A 14,849-nucleotide genomic window follows, 5' to 3' on the forward strand; every position below is an offset into this window, starting at 1 on the left:
TGAGGCGACTGTGAAGGCATGGCAATCGGCCGTCGCCGCGGCAACGACGCTGGTCACGGCGTTCGTCGTTGCCAACGGCCGGCCGGGCGACGTGAGCCGGCCGGACATGGTGCTCGTCCACGGCAGCCCGGACAACTACGGCAACGTGCGGTTCAAGCTCGAGGGCACGCCGGTGACCGGTCTCTACCCCGGGGCAACCCGGCACATCAAGGTCACCGTCCTGAATCCGTTCGACTTTTCGCTTTCGCTGCAGACCCTGGACGGTAGCTTCGCCGGGACTAATCGCCGCGCATGCCCCGCGACACGGTCCACCTTGCGCGTCGCCGCCTACAGCGGCCGGTTGCCGGTAATGGTCAAGCCCCATGCCCGGATGACGTTGCCCGGCTCGATCCCCGTGACGATGCCCAGAGACGCCACCTCGCAGTGCGCCAACACGAAGCTTCTGATCAACCTGGCTGGAGCCGGCAGAAAGGCCGGCGGGTGAAGAGGCGCATCGCATACGTCTTGATGGGCGCCACCGTTGCGACTGTCATCGCGGCCGGCACCCTTGCCGCGAACGCGGACTGGGCGATCCCCATCAGCGGTCAGGTCAAGATCCGCACGGCGAAGATGCCCAAGGGCGTGACGCCGAGCGTTGCGAAGCAGGGAAAGACCGCTGTGGTCAGTTGGAGCGCCCAGGAGATCGAGCCGGACGTGAAGATGGGCCGCTACACGATCACCGCGCACAGCCAGGACAGCCCGGTCAAGCCCGCCATCGTTCGCCAGGTGAACGCCACCGGCGACGACAGCCAGTCGGTCACCTTCACCGCGGGTGAAGTTGCCGGGGGTAAGTGGAAGTGGACAGTCGCCCCGCACTTCGCCTCCTGGGCCGGGGCCGAGAGCGGCCTCAGCAGCGCCCTCAAGTTCGACCCGGCGCCGGCCGCCCGGCTGGCCGACGTCCCCGCGCCCGAAGTCGTGGCGCCCTCCGCCACGACCGCGCCCGGCGCCGAGTCGACGACCAAGCCCGCCGATCCGCTGCCCACCGCGAAGCCGGCCGCGCCCATCGAGGCGCCGCCCACGGAAGCGAACAAGACATCACCACCGGCCGCGTCCTCATCCGCGGTGCAGGAGCCTCCGACGAGCGATCCGGAACCGTCCGCCAGCGGTTCGGCTTCCGAAGGCATTCCTCAATAGGTGGGGAAATGATCGAGCCCGCGGCGGGGTCCCACGCCGCGGGCTCGATCAGTAACCGGGGGCGGGCCGCAGTTACCGGATAGCAACAATGGGGTCCGGCCGAATCCGCGCCTCCCTTTGGTGAAAGTTGCAGATTTGGCCGGGCGGGTCCCTGGTGGTAGTTCACCGTCGGGCCACGACAATCGGCCTCTGCGGCGAATCCGCTGGTCAGTGCCGGAGACGGCCGATCCGCTTCCTTCCCCCTTTGGGATTAGGCCGGACAGGCGCAACTGCGCGATTTATGCGCGCAGAACCGCGGACGGAATCCCGATCACACGACCACTGGTCGTCAGCGACCGTTGTTACACACGAGTCTCGCAACCGTCGCTGAGGAGGAAGGCCCCCGCATGCTCATCACGTTCCTTCGGCCTGCCCCGAATTCGTCAGTGGTCCGGTCATGATGCGGCGCGAGGTCCTTACTCGACTTCGGGAGGGCGGCGGCCTCTACGGTCGCGGCCATGACGGCAACAGGATTCCCGACATGCACATTGAACTCGATCCGGCCGAGCACGAGGAGCCGACGTGGGAGGTGCGGCAGCCGGGGGCCGGCCGGAAGAAACGACTGGATCGGCGCACCCGGATGATTCTCGGCATCGCCGCGGCCCTGGCCGTCGTGGTCAACGCCGGTGCGGCCTGGGCCTACTGGCGGATCACCGGGTCCGAGATCGCCCCGGCCGACGGCCCGCCGGTCGAGCTGTCGCTGCGGGCCCGGTCCGATCTGAACAAGCCGCTGAAGCGGGGCGAGGGCGGCGATCTGATCGTCACGGTCACCAACGACAACGGTTTCCCGATCAAGATCACGTCGGTGACCGGCAACGGGCAGATCTTCGCCGACGCCGAGCACGAGAAGAGGGGTTGTGACGCGACGGGTGTCCGGCTGGCCCAGCCGAACTTCGAAGTGCTGTGGGAAGTGGACCGTAACACGATCGGAGCCTTCAACATTCGTGGCGGTCTGAGCATGCGGGCGGACGCCAGGAAGGCCTGCGAAGGCGCGATCTTCACGGTTCCGGTGCGGGTCTCCGGCGTACAGGAGCAAAGCAGTTGATCGTCACTCGTATCTGAGCTCCTCGGTGCTGGTGACGCGCCGGGCCGCGGGCAGCAGCACACCGACCGTGGTGGCCAGGACGAGCACGGAACCGACGGCCACCGGCGCGAGGACGTCGGCCGGGCCGAACAGGACCGGCACCCGCGACATGCGCATGAGCACCGCGCCCAGACCGATGCCGGCGCCGGCCGCCAGGACCAGCCCGGCCAGCACCGGCACGAGGGCCTGCAGCAGCACCGACCAGATCACCGTGGAACGTCGCGCGCCGATCGCGGCCAGCACGCCGAGGAGCCGGCGCCGGTCGTGCAGCCGGGACGCCACGTCGAGCAGCAGGCCGATCCCCATCATCAGCAGGATCACCGCCGAGCCGAGGTTGAGGGCGATACGCAGAGACGCGTACTTGTCCATCTCGGGGGCGATAGCGGTGAACTGCGCGAGCGGGTCGATCTCGGCCGCGAGACCCCGGAGTTGCCCGGCGGCCGTGTCCGGGGCGTCGTCGGAGGCGAACATCCGCGTCTCGACGAACCACGGCTCGACGGCGGCCAGGCTCTTGGGCGCGACACTCGAGGTCAGCAGAAGGGCGATCCTGACGCCCTGCGCGTCGGTGCCGACCAGCCGGGCCGGGCGGGCTCGGGGCGGAACCGGGATCTTCGCGCCGGGCACCGGTTCGCGACGACCGACGTCGAGGGTGACCGACCGGCCCGCGTCGCCGGAGACGAAGGTGTCGCCGTCGGCGCATCGGTCGAGCGTCGCGATCTGCTGCAGCGACCCGCAGTCGCCGACGACGACGTAGCCGCTGCCCGTCTCGTCCGGACCGGCGTACAGGCTGTATTTGGCCACCGTGCCCGCACGTATGCCGTCGACCTGCTCGAACAGCGCGGTGCGCTCACGCATGGCGGCCGGCGTCGGCCGTCCGGGGGCCTGCAGGACGTACGCGGGATCGGCGGGATCGTCGGGGGTGGCGCGGCGGACGGAGGCGGCGCCGAAGAACGTGTGCAGCGCGATCGCCCCGGTGACGGCGACGACGATCCCGGTGACGGCCCGGGTCGAGGCGGCCGGATTCCGGCGCAGCTGCTGCGAGGCGAGCTGCCAGGAGGCCGGGCCGCCGGGGAACAGCCGGGCGGTCAGGGGCACGAGGTAGGGCAGCAGCGGAATCAGCGCGACCACCAGCAGGACCACGCCCAGCCCGGCCCGGTCCTCGTCGGGTTCGCTCGCCCCGGTGAGGACGGGCCAGAGCAGCCACAGGCTCGCGGCGAGGGGCAGGAGCCGCCACCAGAGCCGGCCGTTCCAGGTGGTCGAGCGGCGGAAGACGCCCAGCGGTTCGACCGCGACGCCGCGGAAGCCGAGCAGGGTCAGGCCGGCCGACAGGGCGAGCACCACCACGATCACGAGCAGGGCCAGGACGGGTACGGGACGAATGTCGGACGGGAAGACGCTGACGTCGAAGAGCCGCAGGTCGCCCGCCCGGACGCGAACCATCAGGTAGAGCACCGTGCCGGCCAGCAGACCCAGCCCGGCCGGCACCAGGCTCTCGCCGAGGGCGATGCGCAGGACCGCCCGGCTGTCCGCGCCGACCAGGCGAATGGCGGCCAGGCGGCGGTCGCGGGTGTCGGACCCGAAGCGCAGCGCGGCCCCGATGAAGATGGCGACGGGCAGCAGCAGGGTGGCCAGCATGGCCACGACCACGACGTAGGTGCCGGCGCCGGGTTCGTCCTCGATCCGGTAGCCGAACCGGTCGACCCGCCACGAGCCGGCGCCGACCAGACTCTCCGCGCGCTGATAGCCGGCGTAGTACGCGAATTCGTGCGGGCCCGACAACCCGCTCGGACCGATCGTGCCGACGACCTCGTACGGCATCTGCCGGCGCAGCGTCTCGCCGTCCGGCCCGGTCAGCGCCGCGCGCAGGGCGGGCGAGGCGTACATCTGCTGGTCGCCGGGGAACGCCGGCACCCCGGGCGGCAACGGCGCGCCGGGTGACTCGGGCCAGATCAGCCTTCCCCGTACGGCGTTGCCGGCCCACTGCGAGTCGACGCCCGCGACGATCAGCGTCTCGCCCGCCGGCACCTCGGTCACGCCGACGTTGTCGCCGCGGGCCTGAATGCGGGCCTCCCGGGCGTCCAGCATGACCGGCACCGAGGCGCCCAGCAGCAGCGCCGCGGCCCCGATGGCGACCCCGGCCGCGGCCATCGCCGTCCGGAGCCAGCCGCGGCGGCCGCTCGGGAAAGCCAGCCGGACGCCAAGCGCGAGCTCGGCCACGATCCGCCTCATCGCGCGCCCATCCGCTCGCTGCTGCGGCCGTCCCGCACGACGATCCCCCGGTCCGCGTACGCCGCCACCCGCGCGTCGTGCGTGACCAGCACGACCGCCGCGCCGGTCTCCCGGGCGGCGGTCGTCAGCATCTCCATCACGTGCTCCCCGGCGACCGAGTCGAGCGCGCCGGTCGGCTCGTCCGCGAAGATCACCCGCGGACCGGTGACCAGGGCCCGTGCGACGGCCACGCGCTGCTGCTGGCCGCCGGAGAGCTCGCCCGGCCGCGAGCGGGCCTTGTCGGCCAGGCCGAGCCGGTCCATCAGGCCGGTGGCGCGGCGTTCGGCCGTACGCCGGGAGACGCCGTCGAGGCGCAGCGGCAGCGCCACGTTCTGCAGGGCGGTCAGCTCGGGCACCAGCTGGCCGAACTGGAACACGAACCCGAACTCGCGCCGCCGCAGAGCGCTGCGCCCGACGTCGTTCAGCCCGGACAGCTCCCGGCCGTCGTAGCCCACGTGACCGGCGTCCGGCCTGGTCAGCCCGGCCGCGCAGTGCAGCAGCGTGGACTTGCCCGAGCCGGACGGGCCCATCACTGAGACGATCTCGCCCGCGTGCACGCGCAGGTCGGCCCCGGCCAGCGCGGTCGTCGGCCCGTACGCCTTGTGCAACCCCTCGGCGGCCAGCAGCGCGCTCATCGTCGGACCCGCTCGGCCAGCTCGTCGAGCAGCGTCGCCGTGTGCTCGAGCCAGCGCAGGTCGGCGTCGAGGTGGAACAGCGCGTGGTCGCAGATGATCCGGTCGGCCAGGTCGCCGCTCTGCTTGCGCCGGGTCAGCTCGCGCATCGCCACCAGGTGCTCGTCGCGTTGCACGTCGAGCACGGCCGCCGCGGACCGCCCGGTGAGCAGGGCGCCGACCACCTTGGCGTACAGGGCGCTCTGCAGGTATTGATCCGGTTTCTCGGGCTCGTCGAGCCAGCGCCGCACGTCGGTGACCCCGGCCTCGGTGATCGTGTAGAGCTTGCGGTCGGGCCCGGCCCCGCTCTCGACCCCGTCCACGCTGACCAGGCCGTTACGCAGCAGCTTGGCCAGGGTGGTGTAGACCTGCCCGTAGTGCAGCGGCCGGTCGCCGCCGAAGTGCTCGTCGTAGGCCCGTTTCAGGTCGTAGCCGTGCTGGGGCCGCCCCTCGAGCAACGCGAGAAACGCCGTGGCGATCGTCATGGCGCGCCACTATACACATGGCTACATAGCGCTATTCGGCCTCGGAGGGCAGCGCGCGCAGCGGGCGCCGGTGCCGTCCCCCACCGTCGGTGCCGTTGAGCAGCTCGGCCTGCAGGGAGCGATGGTGACGGCCGTTGTGGGCGGTGAGCTCGCGGACCTCGGGCGGCACGACCACCGACGTACGCAGCAACGCGCTGGCCCGCTCGGCCGAGCTGCGGGCCACATCGGCGTCGCGCGTCGCCGCCTCGATGCCGTCGGCCACCACCCGGGCCATCGCCTCCCCGTACGTACGGGCGTCCTGGATCTCCCGTTCGTGGATCAGCGTGGCCTCGTGCTCGCGGCGGCGGGCGGTGCGGGCCTCGTTCCGCTCGTAGCCGTTGCCGCGCGAGGCGAACTTGAGGCCCACGGCGGCGCAGTCGAGCGCCACCAGCAGCAGCGTGATCCCCAGATAGAAGACGCCCACGCCCCAGAAGTCGCTGGTCACCAGGTGCCACATGGCCGCCGTCCGCGCGCCGAAACCGGCGTCGGCCTTGACCGCGACCTCGTTGGCCTCACGCTGCTCGGCGATCCGGCCGGTCAGCTCGACCTGCTCCTCCGAGCGGGCCTCCCGGGCAGTGCGCTGGGTGTCGAGCAGCCGCCCGGCCTGCACGTCGAGCGCGGTCGCCTCGTCGTCGAGCGAGCGGGACCGCTTGACGAGCTGGTCGCAGGAGCCGCCGATGGGGCAGCCGGCCGCGCGGGTGACGCCGTTCCCAGCCGAGTCGTCGACGGCCTGCTGATAGAGCTTGCGGGCGTCCTGGCGTTTCTGGGCGGCGCGGTCGGTCAGGCTGCGCACCGCAGCGTCGTCCGCGTCGGTCTCCCGCTTGAGCGCGTCGATCCGGGCCGCATAAGTGCCGACCACGCCCGTACGGTCGATCCGGCTCAACTGCTGGTTGTGCACCTCGTTGAGCCGGGCGTCGATCTCGCCCTGGTAGCGCGAGAGCATCAGCGGCTCGGTGATCAGCACCGCGAACAGCAGGGCCAGCCCGAGGCGTCCGGCGTACAGCCCGATGGTCGGTTTCTTCAGCAGGTGCCCGGGGTCGGTCGACTCGAGCCGCTCGTAGCTGATCCCGACCCGGCCGACGACCGCCCGGTCGTAGGCGACCACGCCCGCCGCCACCAGCGGCCCGACCAGCCAGCGATACCAGGGATGCTGGTAGTTGGAGCCGGCGTCGATGAAGGCGGCGCCGCCGATCGTCGCGTACACGAAATAGAGCAGGATGAAGACGCCGATCGCGCTGTAGAGCACCCGATCGGTGTGCGTGGTCACGCTGGCCGGGTTGACGTTCGCCACCCGCAGCAGCACGTCTCTGCGGCCCTTCGGCATGCAGCCGAGTCTGGCCGATCCCAAGAGGCTTTGTGCCCGAAACGCCGGGTTTTACCGCGCGACGAGATCCGGTTCGGTGATCGTGACCCGGACCGTCACCGAGGCCTGCACGGTCTGCGGCTGCGGGTCGACGTCGAACCCGGCCGACTCGGGCGCCCCGGCGTCGAAGGCGGCCATGCGCATCATCGGCTGACCCCCGCCCACACCCTCGTCGGCGATCTCGACCAGCTTGTCGACCTGGGCGCCGACGGCCGCGGCGTATTCGCGGGCCCGCGCGAGAGCGTCGGCGATGGCCGCGCTGCGCACCTCGGCCCCCGCCCGGCTGCCCGGACGCAGCTGCCACCAGGGCCCGGACACCGCGGCGTGCTCGAGCCGGGCCAGCCGCAGCAGCATCTGTCCGAGCGGCTCGAAGTCGGTCACGGTCACCGTCGTGTCAATGCTTCCCGTGTACGCCACCACGCGCTCGCTGCCCCGCTTGAGCTCGGGCAGCACCCGGACGCCGCCGGTCTCGCGCCGCTCGATCGCGTCGCCCGACTCGGCCAGCAGCGCGTGCAGTTCGCCGGAGCGTTCGAGCAGGCGGCTCACCACGGTCTCGCGGTCGCGGTCGCGGGCGGACAGGCTCACGGTGAGAAGCGCCTGCTCGGGCGGCACTTCCCGAAACGCCTCGCCGCGGACCACGATCATCGGTTGCTCGACCATGCCCCGACGCTACCCGGGCGCGGCTCGTCGCGCCTCGGACGGCCGCGCGGGCAGTCGCTCTCGACGCTCGGCCGGCCCTGCTCGGCCTCCGGCTAACCGGCCGGGGCGTATCGGGTGGCGGCTCGCCGGCCCGCCAGCTCGGTCAGCACGTCACGGGCGTCGGCGCAGAGGCGCTCGGTGTCGGCCGGCGTGACCGCGCCGATCTCGGCGCCGTCGACGCGACCGCCGCGCACGTGCAGCCGGAACAGGCCGCGCGGGCCGAGGATCACCTGGATGGCCGGTTGCTCACGACCCTCGTCGATCAGCCTGTATGCCTCGGCGATGCGCGACCGGGCCGCGTCGTGCCGTTCGCCCCGCTGCACGAGCGGCGCCAGTGCCGCCTGCATGCGAGCCGCATCGAGCGCTTCGACCAGGCCCGCCGCGACGCGCGCCGGGCCCAGCGTCGGCCACCAGCCGGGACTCAGGCCAATGTCGACGAATCGGCCCACCAAGTCGACGACCGCATAGGCCGTGCCGGTGCGGTCGACACCACTGATTGTTTGAAGATGTGTCTTCACCGGCGCTCCCCCGATCTCCGGTGACACCGAGAGTAGCGCACACATTCGGTTGGGCGAATGCCGGTTTCGGGCCACCGTCCCGCCGCTGATCAGGAACTTCGGCGTGCCCGAAGAAGCATGAGGACGGACACCCCGACGACCAGCACCAGCACGCCGACGGCCACGATCAGCCACGGCGGCACGCCACTGTCGTCCGTGGACGTGGACGATGCCGCGGTCGCCCGGGGCGGCTGCGCGGCCGGTGATGCCGACGGCGCCGCGCGTGGGGCGGTCAGGGCCGCGATCAGATCCAGCTGGCCCTGGCCGTAGCGGTCGTCGCGACCCTTCGGACCCCGGTCGATCGCCGTGGACATCAGCCGGTCGACGACCTCGTCGGCGCGCATGTCGGGATACCGCGCCCGGATCAGCGCGACCGCACCGGCGACCAGTGCCGACGAGAGGCTCGTGCCGTTGCTGACGTCGTACCGGCCGCCCGGGCGGGCCACCGGGATCGAGACACCGTACGTGACCAGGTCGACCTCGGGACCATGGTTGGAGAACGACGCGATCCGGTTGTCGCGGCCCACCGACCCGACCGCGATGACGTGCGGGAAAGAGGCCGGTTCGACCACGCCGCCCCCGCCGTTGCCGGCCGAGCCGACCAGCACGACATCCCGGGCGGACGCCTCGGCGATGGCGTCCTCGAGCACCTGATCGGACTCGAGGTCGAACGACATGTTGACCACCTTGGCCCCGTGATCGGCGGCCCACTTGATGCCGTTCGAGATGAGCAGGTCGTCGTTGACCGGCCGGATCGGCATGACCTTGCTACGCGGCGCCACCCCGAGCAGCCCGGCGCCCTCACCATGACCACGCCCGGCGATCAGGGTCGCGATGCCCGTGCCGTGCGGTCCGGTGTCCACATTGTCGGAAGGCTCGTTGCGCGTCACGACCCATCCCGGCACGGTCGCCCCACGCAGATCCCGATGCCGGATGTCCACACCGGTGTCGATGACGGCCACCGTCACCCCGGCGCCACCCTTGCCGAGTTGCTGAGCCTGCGCGAGCCGCATGGGCCCGAAATACCATTGCCGATCCCGCCACGAGTCGGCCCGCGCGGGCACCCCGGCGAGCAGCACGACAAGCAGGGCAGCAAAGAACGCCGCCCCCACCCGCCGAGCCACTCCGATCACCCGATCACGCCCCGGGCAACCCGCATCCGCGTCACAACCAGGATCACCCGCGGCGACCGATCACGTTGGGGCCGGGGTCGTGCCAGTCGTCGTCCGCGCCGGGGCTGATCACCGGGGTGACGCCCTCGGCCACCTGCCAGAGGTTGTCGGGGTCGAAACCGGTCGGTTCCTCGCCGCGGCCGGATCGCCCGCCGGAACGATTGCCCTGGGCGCCGCCCGCGAAGGTGTGGCGATCGGGTCCGACCGGGTCGTCGGGCAGCCAGGCCGGCCGAGGCGCACGCGCAGCACCGCGGCCGCCCGCACCGCCACCGCCACCGCCCGGCCGACGACCGCCCGCGCCGATCCCACCGGCACCGCTTGCCGGGCCGCCGATCCCACCGGCACCGCTTGCCGGGCCGCCGACCCCACCGGCACCGCTTGCACGGCCGCCAACCTCACCGGCACCGGCCCCACGACCGCCGACGCCACCCGCGCCCACACGGCCGCCGGCTGCCGGGGTGCCGCCCAGCGGGCCGCCAATAGCGCCGGTCGGGGCCGAACCGAAGGCCTCGACGTCGCCGGCACCGGGACGGATGCCGCCCGCCTCGTCATCGTCACGTCGACCGGAACGGCCGCGAGCACCGCCGGGTCCACGCACCCCGCCGAGGCCACGCCCGCCCGCACCGCCCGGGCCGCCGACGCCGCTCAACTGCGGGCCGCCGGACCCGCGACCGACGCCACCGCGACCGGGCTCACCGTCGATGCCACCGATGCCGCCCGCGCCACCCTTCCGGGCACCCGCGCCGCCTGGACGCCCCACACTCCCGACGCCACGACCGGCGGTGCCACCAAGGCCACGTCCACCGGCCGCTCCCGGGCCACCGATCGACCCCGGCTGACCGATGACCGCGCCGGACGGAAGTGTCCGACCCGGGCCGCGACCGGTTCCGCTCACCGGAGGACGCCCGGCACCGGCCCCCGGCACGGGACCGCCGCCACCGCCACCACCCGGCAACAGCCCCGGCACCAGCGGGGGAACGGCTCCCACGGGCCCGCCTCCACCCGGAATCGGCCCACCGCTCGGGGCCGGAAGCGTGGCCGGAGACGTGGGCGGCGGCGGATTGATCACGCCGGCCAGATCCGGCCCACCGGGCAGAACCCCAACGCCCACACCTGCCCCCACGCCCGCGCCGGACCCCGAGGAACCACCGGGTGCGCCGGCGGACGGGCCACCGGGCGTGTCGGGCAGAACCGGTTCCTGGCCCGGTAACGGCGGCGGCGGAGAGTGCGGCACCTCGGCGCTGACCCCGCCCGACCCGAGGCGCCCCGAGCCGGAGCCCGGACCGCCGCCCCCGGTCGGCTTGGGTGGCCACTCCTGCGGCCCCTCGCCGACGCTGAAGTTGTACGGATCGGGCACCCGCAGGTCGGCCACCGCGTCCGAGACCGCGCCCTCCATCCTGATCATGACGGAGCGGGCCTGTTCGTCGAGCTCGTCCTCGGCGCCGTCGAACCAGGCGGGTATCAGGTCGTCGCTCTTGTCCTTGTATTTCTCCCAGAGCGGCTGGATCGACTTCTTGGCCGTGTCGAGCGCGTTCAAGATCTTGTCGAGGCCGGTGGCCGTGGTGTCGGCGTCGGTCGAGGCCACCTCGAGCCGGGCCATCAGACGGTCGAGCTCGTTGAGGAAGGCCTCGGCCGAAGCGTTCTGGTCGGGCGGCCACGCGGCGATCAGGTCGGCCTTGGCCGCGGCGAGCGCCTGGTGCTGGCCGCGGATCGACCCGGCCAGCCGTTTCCAGCCCTGCACCTGCTCGCGGGCGAGCCCGTCCTCCTCGTTCATCACCATCGACCACAGCCGGGGCGTGTTGAACGCGCCCCAGTTCGTGCAGTAGCTGCTGGTCAGCACCGGGTCGCTCATATCGCCTGCCGCCCGCCGTGCGGGACGGCCCGGTCGGCGGCCTCGCGCCGCTGCTGGGCCTCGGTCGCGGCGGCCACCAGCGCGCCGTTGATCCAGTCGGTGCGGTCGGCCGCGCGCACGTCGGTGGCGTCCAGGGCCGTGGCGACCTTGGCCGCCGCGTCGGCCAGGACGCGGGCCGCGGCCATGTACTCCTCGATGTTGGCCGTCGAGGCCTGCACGCTCGCCGCGTATCGGGCCTTGGCCGCGTGCACGCTTCCGCTGGCGTTGTTCACCCCGAAGCGGACCCCGGTGCCGAAGGACACCCGCGCGTCGGAATACCCCGGCTCGAGGGTCCGGGACGTGTCGTCCTGAACCCGATCGGAGAACTTGTTCAGACCGTCGGTATCGACGCGAATGCCGTCACTCACGACTGCCTCCCCGTAGCTACGTCGTCTCGCAACGCACCGAGGGTAGCGACAGGTGTCTACATGGCAAAGCCGTGCGCGATCCCATGATCACGCACGGTGCTATGCCAGACGGGCGACCGCGGCGGCGACCCGCTCGTCGGTGGCGGTGAGCGCGACCCGCACGTGCTGCTCGGCGGCGGGGCCATAGAAGGCGCCCGGAGCAGCCAGGATGCCCCGCTCGGCGAGCCAGTCGACGGTCTTCCAGCTGTCTTCGCCGCGGGTTGACCAGAGGTAGAGACCGGCCTCGGAGTGGCTGATCTCGAATCCCGCTCCGGTGAGCGCGGCTCGCAGCTGTTCGCGTCGCGCGGCGTAGACGTCACGCTGCGCGGCCACGTGCTCTTCGTCGCCGAGCGCGGCGATCATCGCGGCCTGCACGGGGGCGGGCACGATCATGCCGGCGTGCTTGCGGACGGCCAGCAGCTCGCCGATCAGCGCCGGGTCGCCACCGAGGAAACCCGCGCGGTAGCCGGCCAGGTTGGACCGCTTGGACAGCGAGTGCACGGCGATCACGCCGGTGTAGTCGCCGCCGGTCACCGCGTCGTCGAGCACCGAGACGGGCCGTGTCTCCCAGCCCAGCGCCAGATAGCACTCGTCGCTGACGACCACGGCGTTGCGCTCGCGGGCCCACGCGACGACCTTGCGCAGGTGCTCGACGGGCAGCACCTTGCCGGTCGGGTTGGACGGCGAGTTGATCCAGATCAGGCGTACGGACGGGTCGGGCCCGACCGCCGTGAGCGAGTCGGACCGGATCACCTTGGCCCCGGCCAGCCGCACACCGACCTCGTACGTCGGGTAGCCGATGGCCGGGATCACCACGGTGTCGCCAGGGCCGACGCCGAGCAGGGTGGGCAGCCAGGCGACCAGTTCCTTGGAGCCGATCGTGGGCAGCACTCCGGGGGTGCCCGAGGCGCCGCATGCCCGGGCCAGCCACTGCGCGATGGCCGCGCGCAGGGCCGGAGTTCCCGCGGTGAGCGGATATCCGGGCGAATCCGACGCGTCCGCGAGGGCGCGCCGGATCAGCGGCGGCACGGGGTCGACCGGGGTGCCGACCGAGAGGTCGACGATCCCGTCGGGGTGTGCGGCCGCCCGGGCCTTGGCCGGCTCCAGGAGATCCCAGGGGAAATCCGGCAGAGCCGCGGAGAGCGCGCTCAGTGCGCGTCCCCTCTCGGCGGCTGCGAGACGATGAACGGCGTGTCCTTGTCAATCTTGCCGACCTTGGCGGCGCCACCGGGCGAGCCGAGGTCCTCGAAGAACTCGTAGTTCGCCGTCGTGTAGTCCTTCCACTGTTCGGGCACGTCGTCCTCGTAGAAGATCGCCTCGACCGGGCAGACCGGTTCACAGGCCCCGCAGTCGACGCACTCATCGGGGTGGATGTAGAGCATCCGGTTGCCTTCGTAGATGCAGTCGACCGGGCATTCTTCGATGCACGCCTTGTCGAGCACATCGACGCATGGCTCAGCGATGATGTAGGTCACGGGTCTTTCCCTCCAAAGCCACGCCGCGGGGACCGCCGGCGACAGTTGCAGAGCCTAGTATCACCGCCGGAGGAGGTGACACGTGCTCCGTCGGCAGGATGTGGGACACCGGGTGGTGGTACGCCGAATTGTAGGCGTTTCCCAGAATCGGACTCTCTACACGGATGCCCTCGGTGAGCTGGTCGATCTCACCGACACCGATCTTACGATCGCCACCGAGAAGGGCACCGTGCGCGTCCCCCTGCGTGAGGTGCATCGCGCCAAACGGGTCCCGCCCGCCCGGCGCCCGCCCGCGGCCGAGGTGGTCGCCCTCGAGCTGGCGGCCAACGACGCCTGGCCGGCTCCGACGCAGGCCAGGCTGGGCAACTGGATCCTCCGGGCCGCCGGAAACTGGACCGGCCGGGCAAATTCGGCCCTCGCGGTCGGCGATCCGGACCGCCCGCTCGAGGCCGCCGTCGACGCGGTCGTGGAGTGGTATTCCGCACACGGTCAGCGCCCCCTGATCAACGCGCCGATGCCGCTGGCCGCTCCGGTCAACGCCGCCCTCGACGCCCGCGGCTGGGGCGCCCGGCCGCTCACCCTGGTGCAGACCGCGTCGTTGTCTTCGCTGGTCGGCGCGCTGCCGGCCCGGTCCGATCTGCCTCTGGTGGAGCTGGCCGACAGCCCCGGCGACGACTGGTTCGCCATGGTGGCCGAGCACAAGGGCACGCTGCCCCCCGCCGCGGCCCGCATCCTGACCGCCCCGGCCGACGTCGTCTTCGCCCAGGTGCGCGACACCGGCGGCGACCTGCTCGCGGTCGGTCGCGGCGCGGTGACCGGTCCGGATCGCTGGCTCGGCGTGGCGCTGCTGCAGACCGCCCCGCACGCTCGCCGCCGGGGCCTGGCCCAGCACGTGCTGCGCGGGCTGGCCCAGTGGGGCGCCCAGCACGGCAGCTCGAGGGTCTATCTGCAGGTCGAGGAGCGCAACACGAGCGCGGTCGCGCTCTACGGGCGGGTGGGCTTCACCACTCACCACACCTATCTGACGCGCGAGGCGCCGGACACGGCTTAGCGGCGGACGATGCGGCGGGGCTTGGCCTGGCGGGTCTCGGTGTAGGCCTTGAGCGAGCGCGAACGGTAGTCGTGGGCCATCGCGACCGAGATCCAGTAGCCGACCAGCGTGCCGCCACCGGCGAACGCGACATACAACGCGATCTGCGCGAAGAAGTGGTCCGAGCCGCCCGCGAACGGCTGCTCGCCGCTGATGAACGGTCCGACCAGGAGGGTCAGCAGCATCGCGCCGGCCACGCCGACGACCCAGTCGGGAACGAGCCACTCGGACGGCCGGCGGCGGTGCGAGGCCCAGAACGCGTACCCGGCCAGCACCACGCCGATCAACGCGAACATGACCACCGTGGTGCGCGTCTCGGCGGCGTCATTGTCCTCGAAGGCGAAGCGGGTGACCAGGCGGGCCACCGCGTTGATGGCGAACAGACCGACCGCCAGCGCCGCGATCGGGAACCAGCGCTGCTGCCTCATGGGACCTC

The 14,849-nt window shown here is 72.1% G+C and carries 16 protein-coding genes; 4 read left to right on the top strand and 12 right to left on the bottom strand.

The window, feature by feature from the left end:
• The first annotated feature begins 10 nt into the window (after nt 1-10).
• The 3 genes from ACZ3I4_RS15155 to ACZ3I4_RS15165 all read left to right on the top strand — a co-directional run bounded on the left by ACZ3I4_RS15155 (nt 11) and on the right by ACZ3I4_RS15165 (nt 2,257).
• On the top strand, nt 11-484 hold the full coding sequence (locus tag ACZ3I4_RS15155; RefSeq protein WP_465382515.1) for a hypothetical protein: 474 nt from the start codon (nt 11-13) through the stop codon (nt 482-484).
• Nucleotides 485-507: 23 nt separating this feature from the next.
• Nucleotides 508-1,173, top strand: coding sequence for a hypothetical protein (locus ACZ3I4_RS15160; protein ID WP_465382516.1), 666 nt, complete (start codon nt 508-510; stop codon nt 1,171-1,173).
• Nucleotides 1,174-1,693: 520 nt separating this feature from the next.
• Nucleotides 1,694-2,257, top strand: coding sequence for a hypothetical protein (locus tag ACZ3I4_RS15165; protein WP_465382517.1), 564 nt, complete (start codon nt 1,694-1,696; stop codon nt 2,255-2,257).
• A gap of 3 nt (nt 2,258-2,260) precedes the next feature.
• Here ACZ3I4_RS15165 and ACZ3I4_RS15170 read toward each other — a convergent pair whose 3' ends face one another.
• The 11 genes from ACZ3I4_RS15170 to fdxA all read right to left on the bottom strand — a co-directional run bounded on the left by ACZ3I4_RS15170 (nt 2,261) and on the right by fdxA (nt 13,323).
• Nucleotides 2,261-4,525 carry an FtsX-like permease family protein gene (locus ACZ3I4_RS15170; protein WP_465382518.1) on the bottom strand — a complete coding sequence of 755 codons (2,265 nt, stop codon included), beginning with the start codon at nt 4,523-4,525 and terminating at the stop codon, nt 2,261-2,263.
• Nucleotides 4,522-5,199, bottom strand: a complete 678-nt coding sequence (locus tag ACZ3I4_RS15175; RefSeq protein ID WP_465382519.1) for an ABC transporter ATP-binding protein — start codon at nt 5,197-5,199, stop codon at nt 4,522-4,524. The genes ACZ3I4_RS15170 and ACZ3I4_RS15175 overlap by 4 nt, the downstream gene beginning before the upstream one ends.
• The gene (locus ACZ3I4_RS15180; protein ID WP_465382520.1) at nt 5,196-5,720 is read right to left on the bottom strand and encodes a PadR family transcriptional regulator; all 525 of its coding nucleotides are present in this window, start codon (nt 5,718-5,720) and stop codon (nt 5,196-5,198) included. Before ACZ3I4_RS15180 ends, ACZ3I4_RS15175 begins: the two co-directional genes overlap by 4 nt.
• A 31-nt stretch (nt 5,721-5,751) precedes the next feature.
• Entirely contained in the window at nt 5,752-7,083 is a 1,332-nt protein-coding gene (locus ACZ3I4_RS15185) for a DUF4407 domain-containing protein (RefSeq protein WP_465382521.1), read from the bottom strand.
• A 51-nt stretch (nt 7,084-7,134) separates the two neighbouring features.
• Nucleotides 7,135-7,782: an SIMPL domain-containing protein gene (locus ACZ3I4_RS15190; RefSeq protein WP_465382522.1), complete on the bottom strand. Its 648-nt coding sequence runs from the start codon at nt 7,780-7,782 to the stop codon at nt 7,135-7,137.
• Nucleotides 7,783-7,874: 92 nt separating this feature from the next.
• Nucleotides 7,875-8,339 (bottom strand): hypothetical protein, encoded by a 465-nt coding sequence (locus ACZ3I4_RS15195; RefSeq protein WP_465382523.1) that lies wholly within the window; start codon nt 8,337-8,339, stop codon nt 7,875-7,877.
• 89 nt (nt 8,340-8,428) lie between these two features.
• Nucleotides 8,429-9,511 (bottom strand): S8 family peptidase, encoded by a 1,083-nt coding sequence (locus ACZ3I4_RS15200; RefSeq protein ID WP_465382524.1) that lies wholly within the window; start codon nt 9,509-9,511, stop codon nt 8,429-8,431.
• A 43-nt stretch (nt 9,512-9,554) separates the two neighbouring features.
• Complete coding sequence (locus tag ACZ3I4_RS15205) at nt 9,555-11,402, bottom strand: hypothetical protein (RefSeq protein WP_465382525.1); 1,848 nt, start codon at nt 11,400-11,402, stop codon at nt 9,555-9,557.
• The gene (locus ACZ3I4_RS15210) at nt 11,399-11,809 is read right to left on the bottom strand and encodes a hypothetical protein (RefSeq protein ID WP_465382526.1); all 411 of its coding nucleotides are present in this window, start codon (nt 11,807-11,809) and stop codon (nt 11,399-11,401) included. Before ACZ3I4_RS15210 ends, ACZ3I4_RS15205 begins: the two co-directional genes overlap by 4 nt.
• Nucleotides 11,810-11,908: 99 nt before the next feature.
• Complete coding sequence (dapC, locus tag ACZ3I4_RS15215) at nt 11,909-13,000, bottom strand: succinyldiaminopimelate transaminase (protein ID WP_465383007.1); 1,092 nt, start codon at nt 12,998-13,000, stop codon at nt 11,909-11,911.
• A complete protein-coding gene (gene fdxA, locus ACZ3I4_RS15220) occupies nt 12,997-13,323 on the bottom strand; it encodes a ferredoxin (protein WP_465382527.1) in 327 nt (108 codons plus the stop codon). The genes dapC and fdxA overlap by 4 nt, the downstream gene beginning before the upstream one ends.
• Before the next feature lie 82 nt (nt 13,324-13,405).
• On the opposite strand from fdxA, the gene ACZ3I4_RS15225 reads away from it, so the two are divergent.
• Complete coding sequence (locus tag ACZ3I4_RS15225; RefSeq protein WP_465382528.1) at nt 13,406-14,374, top strand: GNAT family N-acetyltransferase; 969 nt, start codon at nt 13,406-13,408, stop codon at nt 14,372-14,374.
• On the opposite strand, the gene ACZ3I4_RS15230 is transcribed toward ACZ3I4_RS15225, so the two are convergent.
• Nucleotides 14,371-14,841: a hypothetical protein gene (locus ACZ3I4_RS15230; protein WP_465382529.1), complete on the bottom strand. Its 471-nt coding sequence runs from the start codon at nt 14,839-14,841 to the stop codon at nt 14,371-14,373. The two genes, ACZ3I4_RS15225 and ACZ3I4_RS15230, sit on opposite strands and share 4 nt — an antisense overlap.
• Nucleotides 14,842-14,849: the final 8 nt, after the last annotated feature.

It is taken from the genome of Actinoplanes sp. NPDC021490 (assembly GCF_055562135.1).